We start from the raw sequence: 21,404 nt of genomic DNA, 5'->3' as shown, positions 1-21,404 counted from the left end.
CGCGACGGCACACCGCCGCCACGTCGCACGTCGTACGAACTCCTACGCTCCGGCCGGTACCCCGGCCGCGAGTCGCTCTCCGATGGCCCGCAGCCCGGCGAGGTCGTGCACGTCGCCGGGCAGGGCGGCCACCTGTGCCACCGCCACCTCGGGGTGGAGCGAGGTGAACCGATCGCGCGTGCGTCGCTCACGTGCGATCACCTGCATCCGTTCGGCATGCAGGCGCAACAGGCCGGCGGTGATCTCGTCGATCGTCACCGCGTCGTCCTCGGGTGCCTCTTCGGGGGTTCCAGGGGTCTCGTGGGGTGCCTCGTCGGTGGGGTCCGCCGTGTCACGAAGTCCAGCTTTCCCGGACTCCTGATCGACAATGCCGCCCTCTTCAAGATTCTCGGCGGCGGCCAGGGCCCGCTCCGCCGACAGTTGACCGGCGTCACTTCCGTGTACCCGGTTCAACACCAGGCCGGCCAGCGGCATCCGCTCCGCGGCCAGCCGTTCGACGAAGTACGCCGCCTCGCGCACGGCGTCCGGCTCCGGGGCCGCGACCACGAGGAAGGCCGTACCCGGTGCCTGGAGCAGCCGGAACGTGGCGTCCGCGCGGGTGCGGAAACCACCGAACATCGTGTCCATCGCGGCCACGAAGGTCTGTACGTCCTTCAACAGCGAGGCGCCCATCAGCTTGCTCAGGGTGCCCGTCATCATCGACATGCCGACGTTCAGGAACTTCATCCCGGCCCGCCCGCCGACCTTCGCCGGCGCCATCAGCACCCGGATGAACTTCCCGTCCAGGAAGGACCCCAGCCGCTTCGGCGCGTCGAGGAAGTCCAACGCGGACCGGCTCGGCGGGGTGTCCACGACGATCAGGTCCCAGTCGTCCCCGGCCCGCAGCTGCCCGAGCTTCTCCATCGCCATGTACTCCTGCGTGCCCGCGAAGCCGGCCGACAGGGACTGGTAGAAGGGGTTGTCGAGGATGGCCTGCGCCCGCTCGCCGTCCGCGTGGGACTCGACGATCTCGTCGAACGTCCGCTTCATGTCCAGCATCATGGCGTGCAGTTCGCCGTCGCCGCTCACGCCCGTCACCCGACGCGGCACGTTGTCCAGCGAGTCGATCCCCATCGACTGGGCCAGCCTGCGCGCCGGGTCGATGGTCAGCACCACCACCCTGCGGCCCCGCTCGGCCGCCCGGAGGCCGAGCGCGGCGGCCGTCGTGGTCTTGCCGACCCCGCCCGCGCCGCAGCACACGATGATCCGGGTCTTCGGGTCGTCCAGCAGCGCGTCGACCGCCAGCCGCGGCGGCGTGTCCAGGCCCACGATGTCCACACCCTCACTCATCGGCGTCCGCCTGCTTGCGGAGCTCGGCGGCCAACTCGTACAGCCCGGCCAGTTCCATACCCGAGCCGAGCAGGGGGAGTTCGTACGTCGGCACGCTCAGCCCCGCCAGCACCGCGCGCTGCTCCCGCTCCAGCTCCACGCGGCTCGCGTGCTCCGCCGCCTGCGTCAGCAGCGGCTCCACCAGCCGCTCCGCCGGACCGCCCTGACGGGCCCCGCCGAGCCCGGCCCGGGACAGGGCGCGGGCGATCCCCGCCCGGTGCTCGTCGGAGGCGGCCCGCAGGGTGTCCTCGTCCAGGTGGTGCGGGCGGACCATGTTGACGACGACCCGGCCGAAGGGCAGCCCCGCCGCCTCCAGTTCCGCGATCCCGTCCGCGGTCTCCTGGACGGGCATCTCCTCCAGCAGCGTCACCAGGTGCACCGCCGTGTCGGGGGACTTGAGCACCTTCATGACGGCCTGCGCCTGGTTGTGGATCGGCCCGAACCGGGCGAGGCCCGCCACCTCGTCGTTGACGTTCAGGAAGCGGGTGATCCGCCCGGTCGGCGGCGCGTCCATGATCACGTGGTCGTAGACGAACCGGCCGGCCTTGTCCTTGCGCCGCACCGCCTCGCACGCCTTGCCCGTCAGCAGCACGTCCCGCAGACCGGGGGCGATGGTCGTCGCGAAGTCGATCGCGCCGAGCTTCTTGAGCGCGCGGCCCGCCGAGCCGAGCTTGTAGAACATCTGGAGGTAGTCCAGCAGCGCCCGTTCGGCGTCGATGGCGAGCGCGTACACCTCACCCCCGCCCGCGCCCGGCGCGACGGCGATCTTCCGCTCCTCGTAGGGGAGCGCTTCCGTGCCGAAAAGCTGTGCGATGCCCTGCCTGCCCTCGACCTCCACGAGAAGAGTCCGCCTGCCCTCGCGCGCGAGGGCCAGCGCGAGTGCCGCGGCGACCGTGGTCTTGCCGGTGCCGCCCTTGCCGCTGACCACCTGGAGCCTGCTCACAGCGCCCGAGCCTAATTCCTCCCCGTGTGGCGCGGTGGGGCCGGGTGGCCGTGTGGCGCCCGGGGCGAGCGCGCGGGGGCTGTCCGAGGACCGCCGCCCCAGGTACTACGCTCGCCTCCATGACCAAGAAGTTCGAATACGCGACCGTCCCGCTGCTCGTGCACGCCACCAAGCAGATCCTGGACACCTGGGGCGAGGACGGCTGGGAGCTCGTCCAGGTCGTGCCCGGCCCGAACAACCCCGAGCAGCTCGTGGCCTACCTCAAGCGGGAGAAGGCATGAGCGGCGTCGTCGAGGCGAGGCTCGCCGAACTGGGCCTGACCCTGCCCGAGGTCGTCCCGCCGCTGGCCACGTACCAGCCGGCCGTGCGCTCGGGCGCCTACGTGTACACCGCCGGGCAGCTCCCGATGGTGCAGGGCAAGCTCCCGCTGACCGGCAAGGTCGGCGCGGAGGTCTCGGCGGAGCAGGCCAAGGAGCTGGCCGCGACCTGCGCGCTGAACGCCCTGGCCGCCGTCAAGTCGCTCGTCGGTGACCTCGACCGGATCGCCCGCGTCGTGAAGGTCGTCGGCTTCGTCGCCTCGGCCCCCGACTTCACCGCCCAGCCAGGCGTGCTGAACGGCGCGAGCGAGCTGCTGGGCGCGGTCCTCGGCGAGAAGGGCGTCCACGCCCGCAGCGCCGTCGGCGTGGCGGTCCTGCCGCTGGACGCCCCCGTCGAGGTCGAGATCCAGGTCGAGCTGACCCCGGACGCCTGACCCCGGACGCCCTCCCCGCACCCGTGCGCGGCACGGTCGGCCCCCTCCCCGCCCCGGCGGGGACGGGGCCGCCGTCGTGTCTGGGTCCGGGTGCGCCCGTCGAGGGCCCCCTTGGACGCTCCGGCGGCGTCCCGGGGGCGGTCCTGGGCGGTCCGGGGCGGTCCTGGGCGGTCCGGGGCCGCGGTGCCGGCCGGGGGGCCCTCGAACATCGGGGCGGATGGTCGTAGCATCCGGCCATGCCGAATGGTCAGCACGGTCAGCCGTCGTCGTCCGCCCAGCCCGCCGGAGGCCAGTGGTACCCACCGGAGTGGCCCGACCGCATCCGCGCGCTCGCGGACGGCGCGCTCACCCCGGTGGAACCCAAGCGCGCCGCCACCGTGATGCTGCTGCGCGACACCCCGACGGGCCCGGTCGTGCACATGCTGCGCCGCCGCTCCTCCATGGCCTTCGCCGGGGGCGCCTACGCCTACCCCGGCGGCGGGGTCGACCCCCGCGACGAGGACCACCGCATCGGCTGGGCCGGGCCCGACCAGGAGGCCTGGGCCGCCCGCCTGGGCACGGACGCCCGTACCGCCCAGGCCATCGTGTGCGGGGCCGTCCGGGAGACCTTCGAGGAGGCCGGTGTCCTGCTCGCGGGGCACACCCCCGGGACCGTCGTCGGGGACACCACCGGGGACGACTGGGAGGCCGACCGGCAGGCCCTCGTGGGGCGGGAGCTGTCCTTCGCGGAGTTCCTCGACCGGCGCGGCCTGCTGCTGCGCTCCGACCTGCTCGGCGCGTGGGCCCGCTGGATCACGCCCGAGTTCGAGCCCCGCCGCTACGACACGTGGTTCTTCGTCGCCGCCCTGCCCGAGGGGCAGCGCACCCGCAACGCCTCCACCGAGGCCGACCGCACCGTGTGGATCCGCCCCGCCGACGCCGCCGCCGGCTACGACAAGGGCGAGCTGCTGATGATGCCGCCCACCATCTCCACCCTGCGTTCCCTGGAGCCCCACGCGAGCGCCTCCGCCGCGCTGTCGGCGGCGGCCGGGCAGGACCTCGCGCCCGTCCTGGCGCGGGCCGAGCTGGTCGACGGCGAGCTGGTGCTGAGCTGGCCCGGGCACGACGAGTTCACCAAGCGCGTCCGCCCGGGAGGCACCGCATGACCGACGCCGCAGCCCTTCCCGGTCAGCCCCGCGGGGTGGTCTCCTCGGGCCCCGCGACCGCCCGCGCCGTCAACGTCCTGGCCCCCAACCCGTCGGCCATGACCCTGGACGGCACCAACACCTGGCTCGTCTCCGAGCCCGACTCCGACCTGGCCGTCGTCATCGACCCCGGACCGTCGGACGAGTCGCACCTGCGGGCGGTCGTCGCCACCGCCGAGCGGGCGGGCAAGCGGATCGCGCTGACCCTGCTCACCCACGGCCACCCCGACCACGCGGAGGGCGCGGGCCGCTTCGCCGAGCTGACCGGTACGAAGGTCCGCGCGCTCGACCCCGCCCTGCGGCTCGGCGACGAGGGCCTGGCCGCCGGGGACGTGATCCGCGTCGGAGGCCTGGAGATGCGGGTGGTCCCCACGCCGGGGCACACCGCCGACTCGCTCTGCTTCCACCTGCCGGCCGACCGGGCCGTCCTGACGGGCGACACCATCCTCGGTCGCGGCACCACGGTCGTCGCGCACCCCGACGGCCGCCTCGGCGACTACCTGGACTCGCTGCGCCGGCTGCGTTCGCTGACCGTCGACGACGGCGTCCACACGGTGCTGCCGGGGCACGGGCCGGTCCTGGACGACGCCCAGGGGGCCGTCGAGTTCTACCTCGCCCACCGCGCCCACCGCCTCGCGCAGGTGGAGACGGCCGTCGAGAACGGACTCCTCACCCCCGAGGCTGTCGTCGCGCACGTCTACGCGGACGTGGACCGCTCGCTGTGGCCCGCCGCGACGTGGTCCGTGCAGGCGCAGCTGGAGTACCTTCGTGATCACGGACTGATCCCCGGGGGATCCGAATGAACACGCTCTACCTGCTCCTCGCGACGCTCGCCGCCGCCGGCTGGGTCACCTCGACCGTGACCCTGCGGATGCGCGCCCTCCAGGACCGCGCGGACCGGCTGGAGCGCCGCCTGGGGCTGGTGCTGGACCACTTCGGCATCGAGGAGCCCGAGCCGGCCGGGATGGACCGGGTGCGCGCCCTCGCGCGCGAGGGCCGCGCCGTCTCCGCGATCAAGGTCTACCGGGAGATCACCGGCGCGGGCCTGGTCGAGGCGAAGCTGGCCGTCGAGGCGATGGAGCCGACGCGGCCCGGCGGGGCCGCGTAGGGCGTACGGAGCCCCGCGCCGGATGCGCCGCGAGCCCGGCGGGGGTCCGGTGGGGTCCGGCGGGAATCCGGCGGGGGTCCGGTGGGCCTCAGGCGGTCCTCAGGCGGTCCTCAGGCGGGCTGGTGGGTCGGGCGCGGCGCCTTCGTGCCGTGCCGGAGCGTGTACTCGTCGGCGAGCCAGGGGCCGAGGTCCTCGACGTAGGACCGGATCACCTCCGGGTCCTCGACCGGGGCCAGGGCCACCGCGGCCGCGGCGCGCATCTGCTCCGCCCGCAGCGGGTAGTAGCGGCCGAAGATCTCCGCCGACTCGGTGAGGTCGCTGGTCCAGCCGACCCAACGGGGCATGACCAGCGTGAATCCGGTGCGCACCAGGTGCCGGGCGAAGAACCGGCTCATCCTGCGGTACTCGGAGGGGTCCGCGGCCGCCTCGAAGCGGGCGCGCCAGCGGGGCAGCATCAGGGCCAGGTCGCCGTTGGTCTCGCGGGCGAGCAGGCTGTCGGGCCGGTACCGGGGCAGGTGCTCGGCCAGGTCGGAGCCGAGCAGGGGCGTGGACAGGCAGGCCAGGAACCAGCCCAGGTCGTAACGTTCCTGCTCGCCGATGAGGGTGTCCTTGCCGTAGAGCAGGACGCCGACCCCGTCGATCTGCGGGAAGTCCTGGTCGAGCCCCCGTGCGAGCACCTCGGTGGTGTCGCGGTCCTCGTCGGTGGGCTCGCGGTGCAGGGCCAGCAGGAGGTCGAGGTCGGAGCGCCCGGGGCGGGCGGTGCCGCGCGGGATCGAACCGTAGAGGTAGGCGCTGTGCAGCCGGCGGCCGTAGGCCTCGGCGATCCGGGAGCGGGCCGCCGCGACGACGGGGGCGAACTCCGCCCGGACCTGCCCGAGCGACCCCTCCCGCTCGAAGTACCCGTACGCGTCCAACCCTCTGTGTTCCATGGCCCTACTGTGCCCTCCCGGTCTCCGGGGCGGCCGGCAATTTCGGTCGAGCCCCGGCCGGGACGCACCGAAGGGGCCCCACCCGGTACGGGCGGGACCCCTTCGGCGGAAGGCGTCAGCGCGAGCGCTTCGCGAGGCGCTCCACGTCCAGCAGGATCACGGCGCGGGCCTCCAGGCGGAGCCAGCCGCGACCGGCGAAGTCGGCCAGGGCCTTGTTCACGGTCTCGCGGGAGGCGCCGACGAGCTGGGCCAGCTCCTCCTGCGTCAGGTCGTGGACGACGTGGATGCCCTCCTCCGACTGGACGCCGAAGCGGCGCGACAGGTCGAGGAGCGCGCGGGCCACGCGGCCGGGGACGTCGGAGAAGACCAGGTCGGACATCTGGTCGTTGGTCTTGCGCAGGCGCCGGGCGACGGCGCGCAGCAGGGCGGTCGCGACCTCGGGCCGGGCGTTGAGCCAGGGCTGGAGGTCGCCGTGGCCCAGGCCGAGGAGCTTGACCTCGGTCAGCGCGGTGGCGGTGGCGGTGCGCGGGCCGGGGTCAAAGAGCGACAGCTCGCCGATCAGCTCGCCGGGGCCGAGGACGGCCAGCATGTTCTCGCGGCCGTCGGGGGAGGTGCGGTGGAGCTTCACCTTGCCCTCGGTCACGACGTACAGCCGGTCGCCGGGGTCGCCCTCGTGGAACAGGGCGTCACCGCGCGCGAGGGTCACCTCGCCCATGGAGGCGCGGAGCTCCGCGGCCTGCTCGTCATCGAGCGCCGCGAAAAGCGGGGCACGCCGCAGAACGTCGTCCACGAGTCTCTCTCCTATGTCGACCAGTTAGTGGGGACCGCTCCCCATTTTGCCGGACGGCTCAAACAGTGCGATCAATCACAAGGATGCCGGACGGACGGCCGTGCTGTGTGGCGAGAGGCCAATCGGGGTGGTGTTACCTGAGGTCCGGGCGGGTGTCGGCGCCCGGCCTTAGGCTGGCCGGGTGTCCAATAAGCCGGTGAGAGCACAGGCCAAGGGGTCCACGGGAGTGACCGGGGCCCAAAATTCAGCTGTGGGCGAACAGGCCCCCGCGGCGTCGCCGGAGAAGGCCGCTCCCGCCGCGTCGGGCAAAGTTTCGGCCAAGAAAGCGCCCGCCGCGCGGAAGGGCGCGCAGGCGGCTCAGGCGCCGAAGACGCCGAAGACCGCGAAGACGGCGCCGGTGGCGAAGGCGGCGAAGGCCGGGGGAGAGGGGGCCGCGACCCGGCCGGCCCGGTCCGCCGGCCGGCCCGAGTCCCGCCTCGCCATGATCCGCCGGGCCCGCCGCATCAACCGCGAGCTGGCCGAGGTGTACCCGTACGCCCATCCGGAGCTGGACTTCCGCAACCCGTTCGAGCTCCTCGTCGCCACGGTCCTGTCCGCCCAGACCACCGACCTGCGGGTCAACCAGACGACCCCCGCCCTCTTCGCCGCCTATCCGACCCCGGAGGACATGGCCGGGGCCGATCCGGAGAAGCTGGAGGAGATCATCCGGCCGACCGGGTTCTTCCGGGCGAAGGCCAAGTCGCTCCTCGGGCTGTCCCAGGCGCTGCGCGACCGCTTCGACGGCGAGGTGCCGGGCCGGATCGAGGACCTGGTCACCCTGCCCGGCGTGGGCCGCAAGACGGCGAACGTGGTCCTCGGCAACGCCTTCGGCGTCCCCGGGATCACCGTCGACACCCACTTCGGCCGGCTGGTGCGCCGCTTCAAGTGGACCGAGCAGGAGGACCCGGAGAAGGTCGAGGCGGAGATCTGCGCGATCTTCCCCAAGAGCGAGTGGACGATGCTCTCGCACCGCGTCGTCTTCCACGGCCGCCGGATCTGCCACTCCCGCAAGCCCGCCTGCGGCGCCTGCCCCATCGCCCCGCTCTGCCCGGCGTACGGGGAAGGCGAAACCGACCCGGAGAAGGCGCGGAAGCTGCTGAAGTACGAGAAGGGCGGACAGCCGGGCCAACGGCTGACCCCGCCCCCGGACTACCCGGGCCTGCCCGCGCCGCCCCTGGGGGCCCGTACGGGGCCCTGAGCGCGGCACCACGGGACCGGCCGCCCGCGCCGGTCCCGACGGCGGCGCAGTGGAACGAATCTCTACCCGCACCGCGTTCAGCGGTGTGGGAGCCGGCGCTGGACGCAAACATGGACAGGGGTGCCTATGACGCGCGGTACACAGGACGAGACCACGGCCGCCGCCCGGGAGCGCGACGGACTGGACCTCGCCGCCACCGGCCTGCCCCCCTGGCTGGACCCCGTCGTGGAGGCCTCCCGTACCGTCCGGCCGACCCAGCTCAGCCGCTTCCTGCCGCCCGAGGACGGTCGGGGCCGCCAGTCGGCGGTCCTGATCCTCTTCGGGGAGGGCCCGCGCGGCCCCGAGATCCTGCTCCAGGAGCGCGCCGGCACCCTGCGCTCGCACGCGGGCCAGCCCTCCTTCCCCGGCGGCGCCCTCGACCCGCAGGACGGCGACCCGCACACCACCGGCCCGCTGCGCGCCGCGCTGCGCGAGGCCGAGGAGGAGACCGGGCTCGACCCGGCGGGCGTCCAGCTGTTCGGGGTGCTGCCCCGGCTCTACATCCCGGTCAGCGAGTTCGTCGTGACCCCGGTGCTGGGCTGGTGGCGGGTCCCCTCCCCGGTCGGCGTGGTGGACCCGGCCGAGACGGCCCGGGTGTTCACGGTTCCCGTGGCGGACCTCACGGATCCCGCGCACCGGGTCACCGTGGTCCACCCGAGCGGGCACCAGGGACCCGGATTCACCGTCGAATCGGCCCTGGTGTGGGGGTTCACGGCCGGGGTGATCGACCGGATCCTGCACTTCGCGGGGTGGGAACGACCGTGGGACCGCTCACGTCACGTCCCGCTCGACTGGCGCGCATGAGACGGTGGCCCACGTGAACGTGCTGGACATCCTGTTGCTGGTCGCCGCCGTGTGGTTCGCGATCGTCGGCTACCGCCAGGGGTTCGTCGTCGGCATCCTGTCGGTGATCGGCTTCCTCGGCGGTGGTCTCGTCGCCGTGTCCCTGCTGCCCCTGATCTGGGACCGGGTGACCGACAACGGCACCCAGGTGTCCACCACCGTGGTGGTGATCACCGTCGTCGTCATCATCATCTGCGCCTCGATCGGCCAGGCCCTCACCACCCACCTCGGCAGCCGGTTGCGCCGCCACATCACCTGGTCGCCGGCGCGCGCGCTCGACGCGACCGGCGGGGCCCTGGTCAACGTGGCGGCGATGCTGCTGGTGGCCTGGCTGATCGGCCTGCTGGTGGCCCAGACCGCGCTGCCCACCGTGGGCAGGGAGGTCCGCAACTCCAGGGTGCTCCTGGGGGTTTCGCGGGTGCTGCCCGCCCAGGCCGAGACCTGGTTCTCCGACCTCAGTTCCACCCTCGCCCGCAACGGCTTCCCGCAGGTCTTCAGCCCGTTCTCGAACGAGCCGATCACCGAGGTCAAGGCCCCCGACCCGGCGCTCGCCCGCAGCGGGGTGGCCGAGCGGGCCAAGCTCTCCATCGTGAAGGTCGTCGGCACCGCCCCGAGTTGCAGCAAGGTGCTGGAGGGCACGGGCTTCGTCTTCGCGCCGGGCAAGGTGATGACCAACGCCCACGTCGTCGGCGGGGTCGGCGAGCCGACCGTGCAGGTCGGCGGCGAGGGCAAGCTCTACGACGGCAAGGTCGTCCTCTACGACTGGGAACGCGACATCGCCGTCCTGGACGTGCCCAAACTGAAGGCCCCCGCGCTCGAATTCACCGACAAGGACGCGACGAGCGGCAGCGACGCCATCGTCGCCGGCTTCCCCGAGAACGGCGCCTACGACGTCCGCCCGGCCCGCGTACGGGGCCGGATCAACGCCAACGGCCCGGACATCTACCACCGGGGCACCGTCCGCCGTGACGTGTACTCGCTCTACGCGACCGTCCGCCAGGGCAACTCGGGCGGCCCGCTGCTCACCCCCGACGGGCGGGTGTACGGGGTCGTCTTCGCGAAGTCGCTCGACGACCCGAACACGGGCTACGCCCTGACGGCGGACGAGATCCGCGATGACATCCGCATCGGGAAGACGGCCCAGGCCCGCGTCGACAGCCAGGGCTGCGCGCTCTGATCGCTCCGGTCGCCGTGCCCTGACGGGTGCCGCTCCGCCGTCGGCGGGGCGACACCCGCCGGGCGGCGGCTACATGCGTGGATGGCGCAGCCGCGCCGAGACCCAGCGGGCCCGGCGGCGCAGGATGCGTGGGATTCCGAGCCGGGGGTCGTGGCCGTCGCGGCCCTCCCGGTCGTGGTCGCCCGCCGTCGTGGCGGAGCGGCGTTCGCGTGTGGTGTCACCGTGGTCGTGCGTCCAGCCCATACAACGAGCTGTGCCCGGGCCCCAAGGTCCGTAATCCCGTCCGGGGCGGCCAATTGGCCTATGCGCCAGGCAATTGAATGCTTGTCATACCGCTGTTGCGTTCGGGGTGTTCGTGAGGTGTGCGCGGGGTGTTCGCGAGGTGTCCGCGGTACGACGGAGCGTCAGCGGTCGGGTTCCGGATCCTTCAGCCAGTTGACCAGCTCGGTGGAGAAGGCCGCCGGGTCCTCCTCGTGCGGGAAGTGTCCGAGGCCGTCGAACAGCCGCCACCGGTACGGGGCTTCGACGTACTGCCCGGAGCCGGCCGCGCTGCGCGTGCGCATCACGGGGTCGAGGGAACCGTGCAGGTGCAGGGTGGGCACCCGTACGGGCCGCTTCATCCGCCGGTAGAACTGCAATCCGTCCGGGCGGGCCATCGAGCGCATCATCCACCGGTAGGGCTCGATCGAGCAGTGCGCCGTCGACGGGATGCACATCGCCCGCCGGTACACGGCGAGGGACTCCTCCTCCGAGCCGTCCACGGGCAGCAGCGGCCCGGACCACTCCCGGATCAGCTCCTCCACGAGCGCCCCGTCGTCGGCGACGAGCTGCCGCTCGGGGATGAACGGCCTCTGGAACCCCCAGATGTGGGAGCCGGCCCGGGTCTGCCCGAAGTCGCCCAGCATCGCCGAACGCCAGCGCCGCGGGTGTGGCATGGAGGAGACGACCAGCCGGCGCACCAGCTTCGGCCGCATCACGGCCGCCGTCCAGGCCAGGTAACCGCCCAGGTCGTGACCGACGAGGGCGGCGTCCGGCTCGCCGAGGGAACGTACGACCCCGGTGATGTCGAGCGCGAGGTTCGCGGGGTCGTAACCGCGCGGGGTGCGGTCGCTGCCGCCCACCCCGCGCAGGTCCATCGCCACCGCGCGGTATCCGGCGTCCGCGAGGGCCACCAGCTGGTGGCGCCAGGTCCACCAGAACTGCGGGAAGCCGTGCAGCAGCAGGACCAGCGGTCCGTCACCGAGTTCCGCGACGTGGAAGCGCGCTCCGTTGGCCGCGACGTCCCGATGGGTCACCTTCCGCCCGCCGGGCAGGTCGAGCCGGACCGCCGAGGCGGCCGTGGGAGGTGTGCCGGAATCCGCTGAGGGGGCTGTCATGAGGACGAGCGTGCCACACCCACGGCCTGGTCACTCAACGGCCGCGGGTGCGGCTTGACGGTCCCGACCAGGGCCGCGGTCTGCTTGACGGACTCGATCGTCTTCACCGGCGGCTTGACCTTCTTGAACTTGGCCATCGCCAGCAGCCCGATCAGACCCGCCAGCAGCCAGAACGCGCCACCGACGATGAGGAACGACCAGGCGAGGCCGAGGCCGAGATTGTGGATCCCGTAGGCCGCGGCGAAACTCAGTACGGGGAGGGAGAACAGCAGCAGCACGCCCGCGACGATCGCCGCACCGCTGCCGATGCCCGCGCGCTTGACGTCCTGCTTGAGCTCCACCTTGGCGAGCGCGATCTCGTCGTGCACCAGGGCGGACATCTCGGCGGTGGCCGAGGCGACCAGCTGGCCGAGTGTGCGCTCGGCTCCCGGAGCCCCTTGGTCCACTGCGCTCATCTCTGACTCCCTCTGTCGTCTTCTGTCGGCGGCTGTCCTCCGTCGTCCCTCAGATCATGCCGGACGGCCGGCCCCCGTGCTGGACCCGCCCGCCGAAGATTCCTCCCCCGAGGCCATGGCCGCGGCCCTGGCGCGGTGTTCCGCCGCCTTCTCCTCGTGGATGCGAGCCATCCGGAGGTGGAACTCCGGATTGTCCTGCTCGTAGATGTCGGGGATGCCGTCGAGGTCGTCGTCGCGCTCCTCGGCGTCGATCAGCGACCGGTACCGGCGGTCGCGCAGCTTCAGCAGGACGCAGGCGACCAGTGCCGCCATCAGGGAGCCGAACAGGACGGCGGCCTTGACCTCGTCGGTGAGGACGGCGTCGCCCGCGAAGGCGAGTTCGCCGATCAGCAGCGAGACGGTGAAGCCGATGCCCGCGAGGGAGGCCACGGCCAGTACGTCGGGCCAGGCGAGGTCCTCGTTCAGTTCGGCCCGGGTGAAGCGGGCGGCGAGCCAGGTGCCGCCGAAGATGCCCACCGTCTTGCCGACGACCAGGCCGAGGACCACGCCCAGGGTCTCGGGCCGGGTGAAGACCTGGCCGATCGCCCCGCCGGAGAGCGAGACGCCGGCGGAGAAGAGGGCGAAGAGGGGGACCGCCAGCCCGGCGGAGAGCGGCCGGACCAGGTGCTCGATGTGCTCGCCGGGGGAGTGCGCCTCGCCCTCGGACCGGGTGCAGCGCAGCATCAGGCCCATGGCGACGCCGGCGATGGTGGCGTGGACGCCGCTGTTGTACATCAGGCCCCAGATGACCAGGGCGAGCGGGACGTAGACGTACCAGCCGCGGACCCCCGAGCGCAGCAGGAACCAGAAGAGGACGAGGCCGGCGACCGCGCCGCCGAGGGCCGCGAAGTCGAGCTCGCTGGTGAAGAACACCGCGATGATCAGGATGGCGAAGAGGTCGTCGACGACGGCGAGGGTCAGCAGGAAGGCGCGCAGCGCGGAGGGCAGCGAGGTCCCGATCACCGCCAGGACGGCGAGGGCGAAGGCGATGTCGGTGGCCGTCGGGACGGCCCAGCCGGCCGTGGAGCCGTCGCCGAGGACGTTGACCAGGGTGTACACGAGGGCGGGTACGGCCATGCCGCAGACGGCGGCGATGACCGGGAGGGCGGCGGCCTTCGGGTCGCGCAGGTCGCCCGCCACGAGCTCGCGCTTGAGCTCGATGCCGGCGACGAAGAAGAAGACGGCGAGGAGGCCGTCGGCCGCCCAGTGCTGGAGCGAGAGGTCCAGGCCGAGGGCGGAGGGACCGATGTGGAAGTTCCGCACGCTCTCGTAGCCGGCCGCGAGGGCGGGGACGTTCGCCCACAGCAGGGCGGCTATCGCGGCCAGCAGGAGCAGGACGCCGCCCACGGTCTCGGTGCGCAGGGCGTCCGCGACGAAGCGGCGCTCCGGGAGGGAGAGCCGGCCGAGCAGCTTGCGGCCGGGGAGGGACGGGGGCGTGGTCACGGGGGGACCTCCGGATGGTCGACGGCACGGCAAACGCAGTTGCCGACCAGACTTCCCGGCGCACCCTGAGTAGTGAAGAACATCGAATATTGACGCTTTGTATAGGTTACAGGGTGAGGTGCGCACGGTCACATCAGGTGATCTTCAGCTTAAATGCGAGGAGGGCGTCCGGCGCGTTGCGCACCGGACGCCCTCCCTCGTCAGCCGTCAGCCGTCAGCCGTCAGCCGTCAGCCGTCAGTCCTGGCCGGCAGCCGGCAGCCGTCGGCTCTGGCCGTGGGTCTCGGCCGTGGTCCGTCAGTCCTCGTCGGAGGCGCTGGGGAGCTTGTTCTGGATCAGGTCCATGACCGAGGAGTCGGCCAGGGTGGTGACGTCACCGACCGCGCGGTTCTCGGCCACGTCGCGCAGCAGACGGCGCATGATCTTGCCCGAACGGGTCTTCGGCAGCTCCTGCACCGGCAGGATCCGCTTCGGCTTCGCGATCGGGCCGAGCGTGGCGCCCACGTGGTTGCGCAGCTCGCCGACCAGGCCCTCGGTCTCGGAGGCGCTGCCGCGCAGGATGACGAAGGCCACGATCGCCTGACCGGTGGTTTCGTCGGTCGCGCCCACCACGGCCGCCTCGGCGACGGAGGGGTGTGAGACCAGGGCCGACTCGACCTCGGTGGTGGAGATGTTGTGGCCCGACACCAGCATGACGTCGTCGACCCGGCCGAGCAGCCAGATGTCCCCGTCGTCGTCCTTCTTCGCCCCGTCGCCGGCGAAGTACTTGCCCTCGAAGCGGGACCAGTAGGTGTCGATGAACCGCTGGTCGTCGCCCCAGATCGTACGGAGCATCGAGGGCCACGGCTCGGTCAGGACGAGGTAGCCGCCACCGCCGTCGGGGACCTCGTTCGCCTCGTCGTCCACGACGGTGGCGGAGATGCCCGGCAGCGGGCGCTGGGCGGAGCCCGGCTTGGTCTCGGTCACGCCCGGCAGCGGGGAGATCATCATCGCGCCGGTCTCGGTCTGCCACCAGGTGTCGACGATCGGGCAGCGGTCACCGCCGATGTGCTTGCGGTACCAGATCCAGGCCTCGGGGTTGATCGGCTCGCCGACCGAGCCCAGCACCCGCAGGCTCGACAGGTCGAACTTCGCGGGGATGTCGTCGCCCCACTTCATGAACGTCCGGATCGCCGTGGGCGCGGTGTACAGGATGGTGACGCCGTACTTCTGGACGACCTCCCAGAACCGTCCCTGGTGCGGGGTGTCCGGGGTGCCCTCGTACATCACCTGGGTGGCGCCGTTGGCGAGGGGCCCGTAGACGATGTACGAGTGCCCGGTCACCCAGCCGATGTCGGCGGTGCACCAGTAGACGTCGCTCTCCGGCTTGAGGTCGAAGACCGCGTGGTGGGTGTAGGCGGCCTGCGTGAGGTAGCCGCCCGAGGTGTGCAGGATGCCCTTCGGCTTGCCCGTGGTCCCCGAGGTGTAGAGGATGAACAGCGGGTGCTCGGCGTCGAAGGCCTGCGGGGTGTGCTCGGTGGACTGGCGGCCGACCACGTCGTGCCACCACACGTCCCGGCCCTCGGTGAAGGCGGTGTCCTGGCCGGTGCGACGCACGACGAGCACGTGCTCGACCTGCGGGCACTTGCCGACGGCCTCGTCGATGGCCGGCTTGAGCGCGCTGGGCTTGCCGCGGCGGTAGCCGCCGTCGGCGGTGATCACCAGCTTGGCGTCGGCGTCCTGGATGCGGGAGGCGACGGCGTCGGCGGAGAAGCCGCCGAAGACCACGGAGTGCGCGGCGCCGACCCGGGCGCAGGCGAGCATCGCCACGACGGCCTCGGGGATCATCGGCAGGTAGACCGCGACCCGGTCGCCGGCGCGCACGCCCAGCTCGGCGAGGGCGTTGGCGGCCTGCGAGACCTCGTCCTTGAGCTGCGCGTACGTGATCGAGCGGCTGTCGCCGGGCTCGCCCTCGAAGTGGATGGCGACGCGGTCGCCGTTGCCGGCCTCGACGTGGCGGTCCACGCAGTTGTAGGCGACGTTGAGCCGACCGTCCGCGAACCACTTCGCGAAGGGCGGGTTGCTCCAGTCGAGGGTCTCCGTCGGCTCCGTTTCCCAGGTCAGCCGCCGGGCCTGCTCGGCCCAGAAGCCCAGCCGGTCCGCGTCGGCCCGTGCGTACGCCGCCTCGGTCACGTTGGCGGCGGCGGCCAGATCGGCGGGCGGTGCGAACCGCCGCTCCTCCTTGAGCAGATTGGCCAGGCTGTCATTGCTCACGACATCTCCCTTTCCCAGGGTGTCCGTTGTGTCCCCCGGGGCATAGCTGCGTGTCCCGGGCATAGCTCATCAGTTCAGACGCCCAGGTGACAAGGGGTAGCCGAAAATTGGTTTAGACCTATAGTGCCCCTGGGTCCGTGCTCGACCGCCCGTACGCGCGACCCGCCAGCGGGTGGCGCGGCGGGTCGACGCACGAGCGGCCCCTTCCCGCCGCAGGGTGCGGGAAGGGGCCGACGGCTTGCACGGATACGGGAGGGTATCGGTTCACGCCCCCCGTAGGTCAGACGCTCTGGCCGACGCTGTCGAAAACGCGACAGTCGAAGAAGTCCTCTCCCTCGGACAGCAGGTACGCCTGGGCCTCACCCACGTGGAAGTACATCCCGTGCAGTTCCAGCGTGCCCTCGGCGAGTCGGCGGGCCACCGACTCGTGGGCCCGCAGGTGCTCCAGTTGCTGCACCACGTTGGTCAGGCACAGCTGCTCCACCGCGTCGGCGGGCAGCCGACCGGAGATGCGGGCCCACGCGTGGTGGCGGCTGGCCATCCGCTCCAGGCTGGGCAGGCCGTGGCGCAGCCAGCGGCGCAGCGGGGTCATCGGGGCGCCCGGGTGGGAGTTCAGCAGGGCCTGCATGGCGCCGCAGCCCGAGTGCCCGCAGACCGTGATGCTGTCCACCTTCAGGACGTCCACGGCGTACTCGATGGCCGCCGCGACCGAGTCGTCGGTGGACTCGGCGCCCGGCAGCGGGACGAGGTTGCCCACGTTGCGGACGGTGAAGAGGTCGCCGGGGCCGCTGGCCGTGATCATGCTGGTCACCAGACGGGAGTCCGCGCAGGTGAGGAAGAGCTGCGAGGGGCTTTGGCCCTCGCGCGCCAGGCGGGCCAGCTCGTCGCGCACGTGCGGGGCGGTGTCGCGCTGGAAGACGCTGATTCCGCTCGCCAGTTGGCCCGCGCCGCGCCGCCGCCGGGCCGCGGCCGGAGCGCCGCCCTCGCCGGCCGCGCCGGGGATGGTCGGCGGGTCGGCGCCCCCGGCCTCGCCGGAGCCGGATCCCGCTCCGGTGGATCCGTTACGGGAGCCGGAGCCGGAGCCGGAGCCGGAGCCGGAGTCGGAGCCGCCCGAGGCGCTGCCGCCCTCCGTCTCGCCGCGGCTGCCCGGGAGGCCCGAGCCGCCGCCGATCCGGTGGTCGCAGTGGTTCTGCCAGGGGGTCCAGGGGCGGCAGCACAGGTGCGCCCCGGCGGCCGGTGCCGCCCCGTCCGGCCGGGTTCCCGTACCGCCGGACGGGGCGGCGTACGCGTCCCCGCCGGCCCCGAGGGTGGCGTCGGTGTCGTGCGGTGCGCCGGGGTCCCGGTCCGGGGCGTGCCCCGAGATCGCGGTGCCCGAGCGGCCGGTGAGCTCCAGCGTGCCGCCGTGCGCCAGATGGGACTCCTGCCAGTCGTGGAGGGTCTCGTAGGCCGCGTGGTCCATGAAGGAGCCGTCCAGCTCGACCACCGCGTGTCCCTTGTGCGGGATCTGGGTCAGCACCCGGCTCAGCCGGGGGACCGCGAGGAAGGTCAACTGCCCTCGGGCCCGAACCTGGTGGACCCCGTCGACCACGTCCAGCGTGATGCGGGTCCGGGCCAGCCGGTGCAGGGCCACGGCGACGGCCACCGCCACGCCGATCGCCACGCCCTCCAGGACGCCGCCGAGCACCACGGCCACGATGGTCGTCGCGTAGACGAGGATCTCGCGGTGCCGGGTGACCGTCCGCAGGTGCGTGATGCTGACCATCTGGATGCCCACGGCCATCACCAGCGCGGCCAGGGCCGCGAGCGGGATGAGGTCGAGGAGGGGGACCAGCAGCCCGGCCGCGAGCACCACCCAGAATCCGTGCATCATGGCCGAATTTCGACTGGTGGCACCGGACTTCACGTTGGCCACGCTGCGGACGGCCACGCCCGTGATGGGCAGTCCGCCCAGCAGCCCGGAGGTGATGTTCGCCGCGCCCTGCCCGCGCAGTTCGCGGTCGAGGTCGGCGCGCGGGGGACGGCGGTCCGTCGGGCGCTCGGAGGCGATCAGCTTGTCGGTGGCCACCGAGGACAGCAGGGACTCCACGCTGCCCACCAGGGTGATCGTCAGGACGGCGGCGATCAGTCCGAGCACCGGGCCCTCGGGGAGCTCGGGCAGCGCGTGGTTGCGCCAGGACGGCAGGTCCACCCGGGGCAGGCTGAGCCCCGCCAGGGCCGCGAACGCGGTGGCGCCGGCCACGGCGGCCAGCGCGGCCGGGACCTTGCGCAGCGCCCGGCCGACCCGACCGGGCACCCGGGTCCAGCCCAGCAGGAGGAACAGCGTCAGCGCGCTGACCCCGAGGGCCACCGGATGCGGATCGGCCAACTGCGCGGGCAGTCCGGCGACGTTGGCGATGGCGGAACTCTGCGGGGTGCCGCCCAGCACGATGTGCAGTTGGGCCAGCGCGATGGTCACGCCGATGCCCGCGAGCATGCCGTGCACGATGGCGGGGCTCACCATGAGCGCCGACCGGGCCGTGCGCAGGGCGGCCAGTCCGAGCTGGCAGCAGCCGGCCAGCACGGTGATGGCGCAGGTGGTGCGCCATCCGTAGTGCTGGATCAACTCGGCGGTCACCACGGTCAGTCCGGCGGCGGGTCCGCTCACCTGGAGGGGGGCGCCGCCGAACCGGCCCGCGACGATGCCGCCCACGGCGGCGGCCACGAGGCCGGCCTGGAGGGGGGCTCCGGTGGCGAGGGCGATGCCGAGGGAGAGCGGCAGCGCGATCAGGAAGACGGCGATGGAGGCGGACAGGTCCGCGTGGAAGTTCCGACGCCGGGTCGAACCGTCCTTCCCGTTCGCGCTGTCGCCGCGCCTGTCGGCGCCGTTGTCGCTGTCGTCGGCGATGGAGGGGGGTGTGGCTTTCATCGTTCCCGGCTCCTCTGGGGAAGGGTGAAGGGGCGGGAGTCAACACTCAGTAAACGAACGGTAATGGAGAGTAAAGGGCGATGAAAGGTAATACGGGCAAATGGCCTAGAAGATCCCGCTAGTGGGTGATTAGGTATTTTTTCTGGCTTGTCACACCTTCTTCAAAGCAGACCGCGTGGGACGTTGCGTCCCGGAAGTCCTGCCACGGAACTGCGAGGGAGAGGTGTGCGGATGATCGCCGCCACGAAGAAGATCGCCGGCGGCCTGGTCGCCACGACCCTGGCGCTGGGCATCGCCGGGTGCAGCGCCTCGGGGCCCGCCAAGCCGCCCGTACGCAAGGGTGCCGCCGCCCCCGAGGCCCCCGGCAGCGTCAACAGACCCATCGGCGACGGCTCGACCGCGTACACCGGGCCGCAGCCCCACGTGGTGAAGCCGAAGAAGCTGGCACCCGGCGAGAAGCCGCCCCAGTTCGTCGTCTTCTCCTGGGACGGGGCGGGCGAGGACAGCCAGAAGCTCTTCTCGCACTTCCGCGAGGTCGGCAAGAAGTACAACGCCCGGATGACCTACTTCCTCAGCGGCGTCTACATGCTGCCGGAGGAGAAGCGTTCCCTCTACACCGCGCCGCAGCACTCGCCCGGCCGCTCCGACATCGGCTTCGGCGACCTCCAGGGCATCAAGGACACCGCCACCCAGGTCCGCGCGGCCTGGCTGGAGGGCAACGAGATCGGCACGCACTTCAACGGCCACTTCTGCGGCCCCGAGGGCGGCGTCGGCACCTGGTCGGTGGAGGAGTGGAAGAGCGAGATCAACCAGGCCAAGTCGTTCGTCAAGAACTGGAAGACGAACACCCCGGCCCTGAAGGGCCTCGAAGCGCTCCCCTTCGACTACGACAAGGAGCTCATCGGAGCCCGCACCCCCTGCCTCGAAGGGCAGAAGAACTTCATGCTCGCCGCCAAGGACATGGGCTTCCGCTACGACTCCAGCGGCATCAGCAAGCAGATCTGGCCCAAGAAGACGGACGGCCTGTGGGACATCCCGCTCCAGCTCGTCCCCCTGCCGGGCCGCGCCTTCGAGACGCTGAGCATGGATTACAACTACCTGGTCAACCAGTCCGGGACTACCACCCAGGGCGACCCCTCCCAGCACGAGTACTGGGGCGACCAGATGCGCGACGGACTGCGCCAGGCCTTCGACCGCGCCTACCAGGGCAACCGGGCCCCGCTGATCATCGGCAACCACTTCGAGTCCTGGAACGGCGGCACCTACATGCGCGCCGTCGAGGAGTCCATCGAGACCATGTGCACCAAGCCCGAGGTCCGCTGCGTGCCCTTCCGCGAGCTGGCGGACTGGCTGGACGCGCAGGACCCGAAGGTCCTGGAGTGGATGCGCACCCTCGACGTCGGCCAAGCGCCGCAGCAGGGCTGGTCGAAGTTCCTCACCGCGGGGCCGCCGGCGCCGCCGGCCGCCCCGTCGGGTGAGGCGGTCAAGCCGGCTGAGGAGTCGGGCGCTCAGAGCGACGAGGGCTGACCAGGGCCTCGTCGAGGACGAAGTCGGGGTCGACCTGCGCCGCCAGGTCGACCCCGGTCTTGGCGTTGCCCCAGCTCTCGGCGTTGCGCAGGTGGAAGTGGACCATCTGCCGCGTGTACCTGGCCCAGTCGCGATCGGCGTAGGAGTCCTCGGCGGCGTCCTGGAGGGCCTGGAGCGCGAGCCGGTTGGTCGCCTCCAGCAGCTCGAAGGCCGCGGGCCGCCCCTTCTCCATGGCCCGCACCCAGTCCGAATGGCCGAACGTGACCAGCAGGTCGTCGCCCACCTCGTCCTGGAGGAACTCGATGTCCTCCGGGCCCTGCACCTTGTTTCCGACCACGCGGAGCGCCACCCCGAAGTCCCGGGCGTACTCCTTGTACTGGCGGTAGACGGACACGCCCTTGCGGGTCGGCTCGGCCACCAGGAAGGTCATGTCGAAGCGGGTGAACATGCCCGAGGCGAAGGAGTCGGACCCGGCCGTCATGTCGACGACGACGTACTCGTCGGGACCGTCGACCAGGTGGTTCAGGCACAGCTCCACCGCGCCGACCTTCGAGTGGTAGCAGGCCACGCCCAGGTCGGCCTCCGTGAAGGGGCCGGTCGCCATGAGGCGCACCGGGTCCCCGTCGAGGAGCAGGGTGCGCGCGCACGCCTCGTAGACCGGGTTGTCCTCGGTGACCCGCAACAGCCGCGAGCCGGCGCCGGGCGGGGTGGTCTTGATCATGGCGTCGCCGGACTCGATGCGCGGGTTGGACCCGCGCAGGTAGTCCTTGATCAGGGGCAGGTGCGCGCCCAGTGCGGGCAGCGCGGCGGCCTCGTCCTCGCCGAGCCCGAGGGCGGCCCCGAGGTGCTGGTTGATGTCGGCGTCCACCGCGACGACGGGGGCTTCATTGGCTGCGAGGTGGCGGATGAAGAGGGAGGACAGGGTCGTCTTGCCGCTGCCGCCCTTTCCCACGAAAGCGATCTTCATGTTCACCAAGCGTAGCCGCATGACAGCGGGGAGTGGTCGGGGTGAGTGAAGAAGACCACTCCAAGGAGGGGT

At 72.2% G+C, this 21,404-nt stretch carries 20 protein-coding genes; 9 read left to right on the top strand and 11 right to left on the bottom strand.

What is annotated here, in order from left to right:
• Positions 1-42: 42 nt before the first annotated feature.
• Positions 43-1,329, bottom strand: coding sequence for an ATPase BagB (gene bagB, locus ACZ6ZI_RS08625; protein ID WP_469517963.1), 1,287 nt, complete (start codon positions 1,327-1,329; stop codon positions 43-45).
• Positions 1,322-2,311 carry an ATPase BagA gene (bagA, locus tag ACZ6ZI_RS08620; RefSeq protein WP_469517961.1) on the bottom strand — a complete coding sequence of 330 codons (990 nt, stop codon included), beginning with the start codon at positions 2,309-2,311 and terminating at the stop codon, positions 1,322-1,324. The genes bagB and bagA overlap by 8 nt, the downstream gene beginning before the upstream one ends.
• A 119-nt stretch (positions 2,312-2,430) precedes the next feature.
• Here bagA and ACZ6ZI_RS08615 point away from each other — a divergent pair, with 119 nt between their 5' ends.
• From ACZ6ZI_RS08615 to ACZ6ZI_RS08595, 5 genes are all read left to right on the top strand, one after another.
• Entirely contained in the window at positions 2,431-2,592 is a 162-nt protein-coding gene (locus ACZ6ZI_RS08615; protein WP_007264966.1) for a DUF4177 domain-containing protein, read from the top strand.
• Positions 2,589-3,062, top strand: coding sequence for a RidA family protein (locus ACZ6ZI_RS08610; RefSeq protein WP_363057163.1), 474 nt, complete (start codon positions 2,589-2,591; stop codon positions 3,060-3,062). Before ACZ6ZI_RS08615 ends, ACZ6ZI_RS08610 begins: the two co-directional genes overlap by 4 nt.
• A 236-nt stretch (positions 3,063-3,298) precedes the next feature.
• Positions 3,299-4,207, top strand: coding sequence for an NUDIX hydrolase (locus ACZ6ZI_RS08605; RefSeq protein WP_469517958.1), 909 nt, complete (start codon positions 3,299-3,301; stop codon positions 4,205-4,207).
• Positions 4,204-5,049: an MBL fold metallo-hydrolase gene (locus ACZ6ZI_RS08600; RefSeq protein ID WP_469517956.1), complete on the top strand. Its 846-nt coding sequence runs from the start codon at positions 4,204-4,206 to the stop codon at positions 5,047-5,049. Before ACZ6ZI_RS08605 ends, ACZ6ZI_RS08600 begins: the two co-directional genes overlap by 4 nt.
• On the top strand, positions 5,046-5,354 hold the full coding sequence (locus tag ACZ6ZI_RS08595) for a hypothetical protein (protein ID WP_469517954.1): 309 nt from the start codon (positions 5,046-5,048) through the stop codon (positions 5,352-5,354). Before ACZ6ZI_RS08600 ends, ACZ6ZI_RS08595 begins: the two co-directional genes overlap by 4 nt.
• Positions 5,355-5,464: 110 nt before the next feature.
• Here ACZ6ZI_RS08595 and ACZ6ZI_RS08590 read toward each other — a convergent pair whose 3' ends face one another.
• Together ACZ6ZI_RS08590 and ACZ6ZI_RS08585 are read right to left on the bottom strand one after the other, a co-directional pair.
• Positions 5,465-6,283, bottom strand: coding sequence for a nucleotidyltransferase domain-containing protein (locus tag ACZ6ZI_RS08590; protein ID WP_469517952.1), 819 nt, complete (start codon positions 6,281-6,283; stop codon positions 5,465-5,467).
• 115 nt (positions 6,284-6,398) lie between these two features.
• Positions 6,399-7,073: a Crp/Fnr family transcriptional regulator gene (locus tag ACZ6ZI_RS08585; RefSeq protein WP_003981529.1), complete on the bottom strand. Its 675-nt coding sequence runs from the start codon at positions 7,071-7,073 to the stop codon at positions 6,399-6,401.
• Between the two features lie 250 nt (positions 7,074-7,323).
• On the opposite strand from ACZ6ZI_RS08585, the gene nth reads away from it, so the two are divergent.
• The 3 genes from nth (at position 7,324) to ACZ6ZI_RS08570 (ending at position 10,369) form a co-directional block, all read left to right on the top strand.
• The gene (gene nth, locus ACZ6ZI_RS08580) at positions 7,324-8,310 is read left to right on the top strand and encodes an endonuclease III (protein WP_469517951.1); all 987 of its coding nucleotides are present in this window, start codon (positions 7,324-7,326) and stop codon (positions 8,308-8,310) included.
• Between the two features lie 126 nt (positions 8,311-8,436).
• Positions 8,437-9,153: an NUDIX hydrolase gene (locus tag ACZ6ZI_RS08575; RefSeq protein ID WP_363057173.1), complete on the top strand. Its 717-nt coding sequence runs from the start codon at positions 8,437-8,439 to the stop codon at positions 9,151-9,153.
• 13 nt (positions 9,154-9,166) lie between these two features.
• Positions 9,167-10,369, top strand: coding sequence for a MarP family serine protease (locus ACZ6ZI_RS08570; protein ID WP_363057175.1), 1,203 nt, complete (start codon positions 9,167-9,169; stop codon positions 10,367-10,369).
• Positions 10,370-10,438: 69 nt separating this feature from the next.
• Here the strand turns inward: ACZ6ZI_RS08570 and ACZ6ZI_RS08565 are convergent, their stop codons facing one another.
• From ACZ6ZI_RS08565 to ACZ6ZI_RS08540, 6 genes are all read right to left on the bottom strand, one after another.
• Positions 10,439-10,612 (bottom strand): hypothetical protein, encoded by a 174-nt coding sequence (locus ACZ6ZI_RS08565; RefSeq protein WP_363057177.1) that lies wholly within the window; start codon positions 10,610-10,612, stop codon positions 10,439-10,441.
• Positions 10,613-10,773: 161 nt separating this feature from the next.
• A complete protein-coding gene (locus ACZ6ZI_RS08560; protein ID WP_469517948.1) occupies positions 10,774-11,745 on the bottom strand; it encodes an alpha/beta fold hydrolase in 972 nt (323 codons plus the stop codon).
• Positions 11,742-12,200, bottom strand: a complete 459-nt coding sequence (locus tag ACZ6ZI_RS08555; protein WP_363057181.1) for a phage holin family protein — start codon at positions 12,198-12,200, stop codon at positions 11,742-11,744. Before ACZ6ZI_RS08555 ends, ACZ6ZI_RS08560 begins: the two co-directional genes overlap by 4 nt.
• Before the next feature lie 54 nt (positions 12,201-12,254).
• Positions 12,255-13,682 carry a Na+/H+ antiporter NhaA gene (gene nhaA, locus ACZ6ZI_RS08550; protein WP_469517946.1) on the bottom strand — a complete coding sequence of 476 codons (1,428 nt, stop codon included), beginning with the start codon at positions 13,680-13,682 and terminating at the stop codon, positions 12,255-12,257.
• 295 nt (positions 13,683-13,977) lie between these two features.
• Positions 13,978-15,933 (bottom strand): acetate--CoA ligase, encoded by a 1,956-nt coding sequence (gene acs / locus ACZ6ZI_RS08545; RefSeq protein ID WP_469517943.1) that lies wholly within the window; start codon positions 15,931-15,933, stop codon positions 13,978-13,980.
• 280 nt (positions 15,934-16,213) lie between these two features.
• Complete coding sequence (locus tag ACZ6ZI_RS08540; RefSeq protein WP_469517941.1) at positions 16,214-18,838, bottom strand: SulP family inorganic anion transporter; 2,625 nt, start codon at positions 18,836-18,838, stop codon at positions 16,214-16,216.
• 231 nt (positions 18,839-19,069) lie between these two features.
• On the opposite strand from ACZ6ZI_RS08540, the gene ACZ6ZI_RS08535 reads away from it, so the two are divergent.
• Entirely contained in the window at positions 19,070-20,365 is a 1,296-nt protein-coding gene (locus ACZ6ZI_RS08535) for a polysaccharide deacetylase family protein (RefSeq protein WP_469517939.1), read from the top strand.
• Here ACZ6ZI_RS08535 and ACZ6ZI_RS08530 read toward each other — a convergent pair.
• Positions 20,322-21,332 carry an ATP-binding protein gene (locus tag ACZ6ZI_RS08530; protein ID WP_363057191.1) on the bottom strand — a complete coding sequence of 337 codons (1,011 nt, stop codon included), beginning with the start codon at positions 21,330-21,332 and terminating at the stop codon, positions 20,322-20,324. The two genes, ACZ6ZI_RS08535 and ACZ6ZI_RS08530, sit on opposite strands and share 44 nt — an antisense overlap.
• Positions 21,333-21,404 lie beyond the last annotated feature (72 nt).

Source organism: Streptomyces sp. NPDC103540 (genome assembly GCF_055584445.1).
This window is presented reverse-complemented; position numbering and strand designations above follow the sequence as displayed.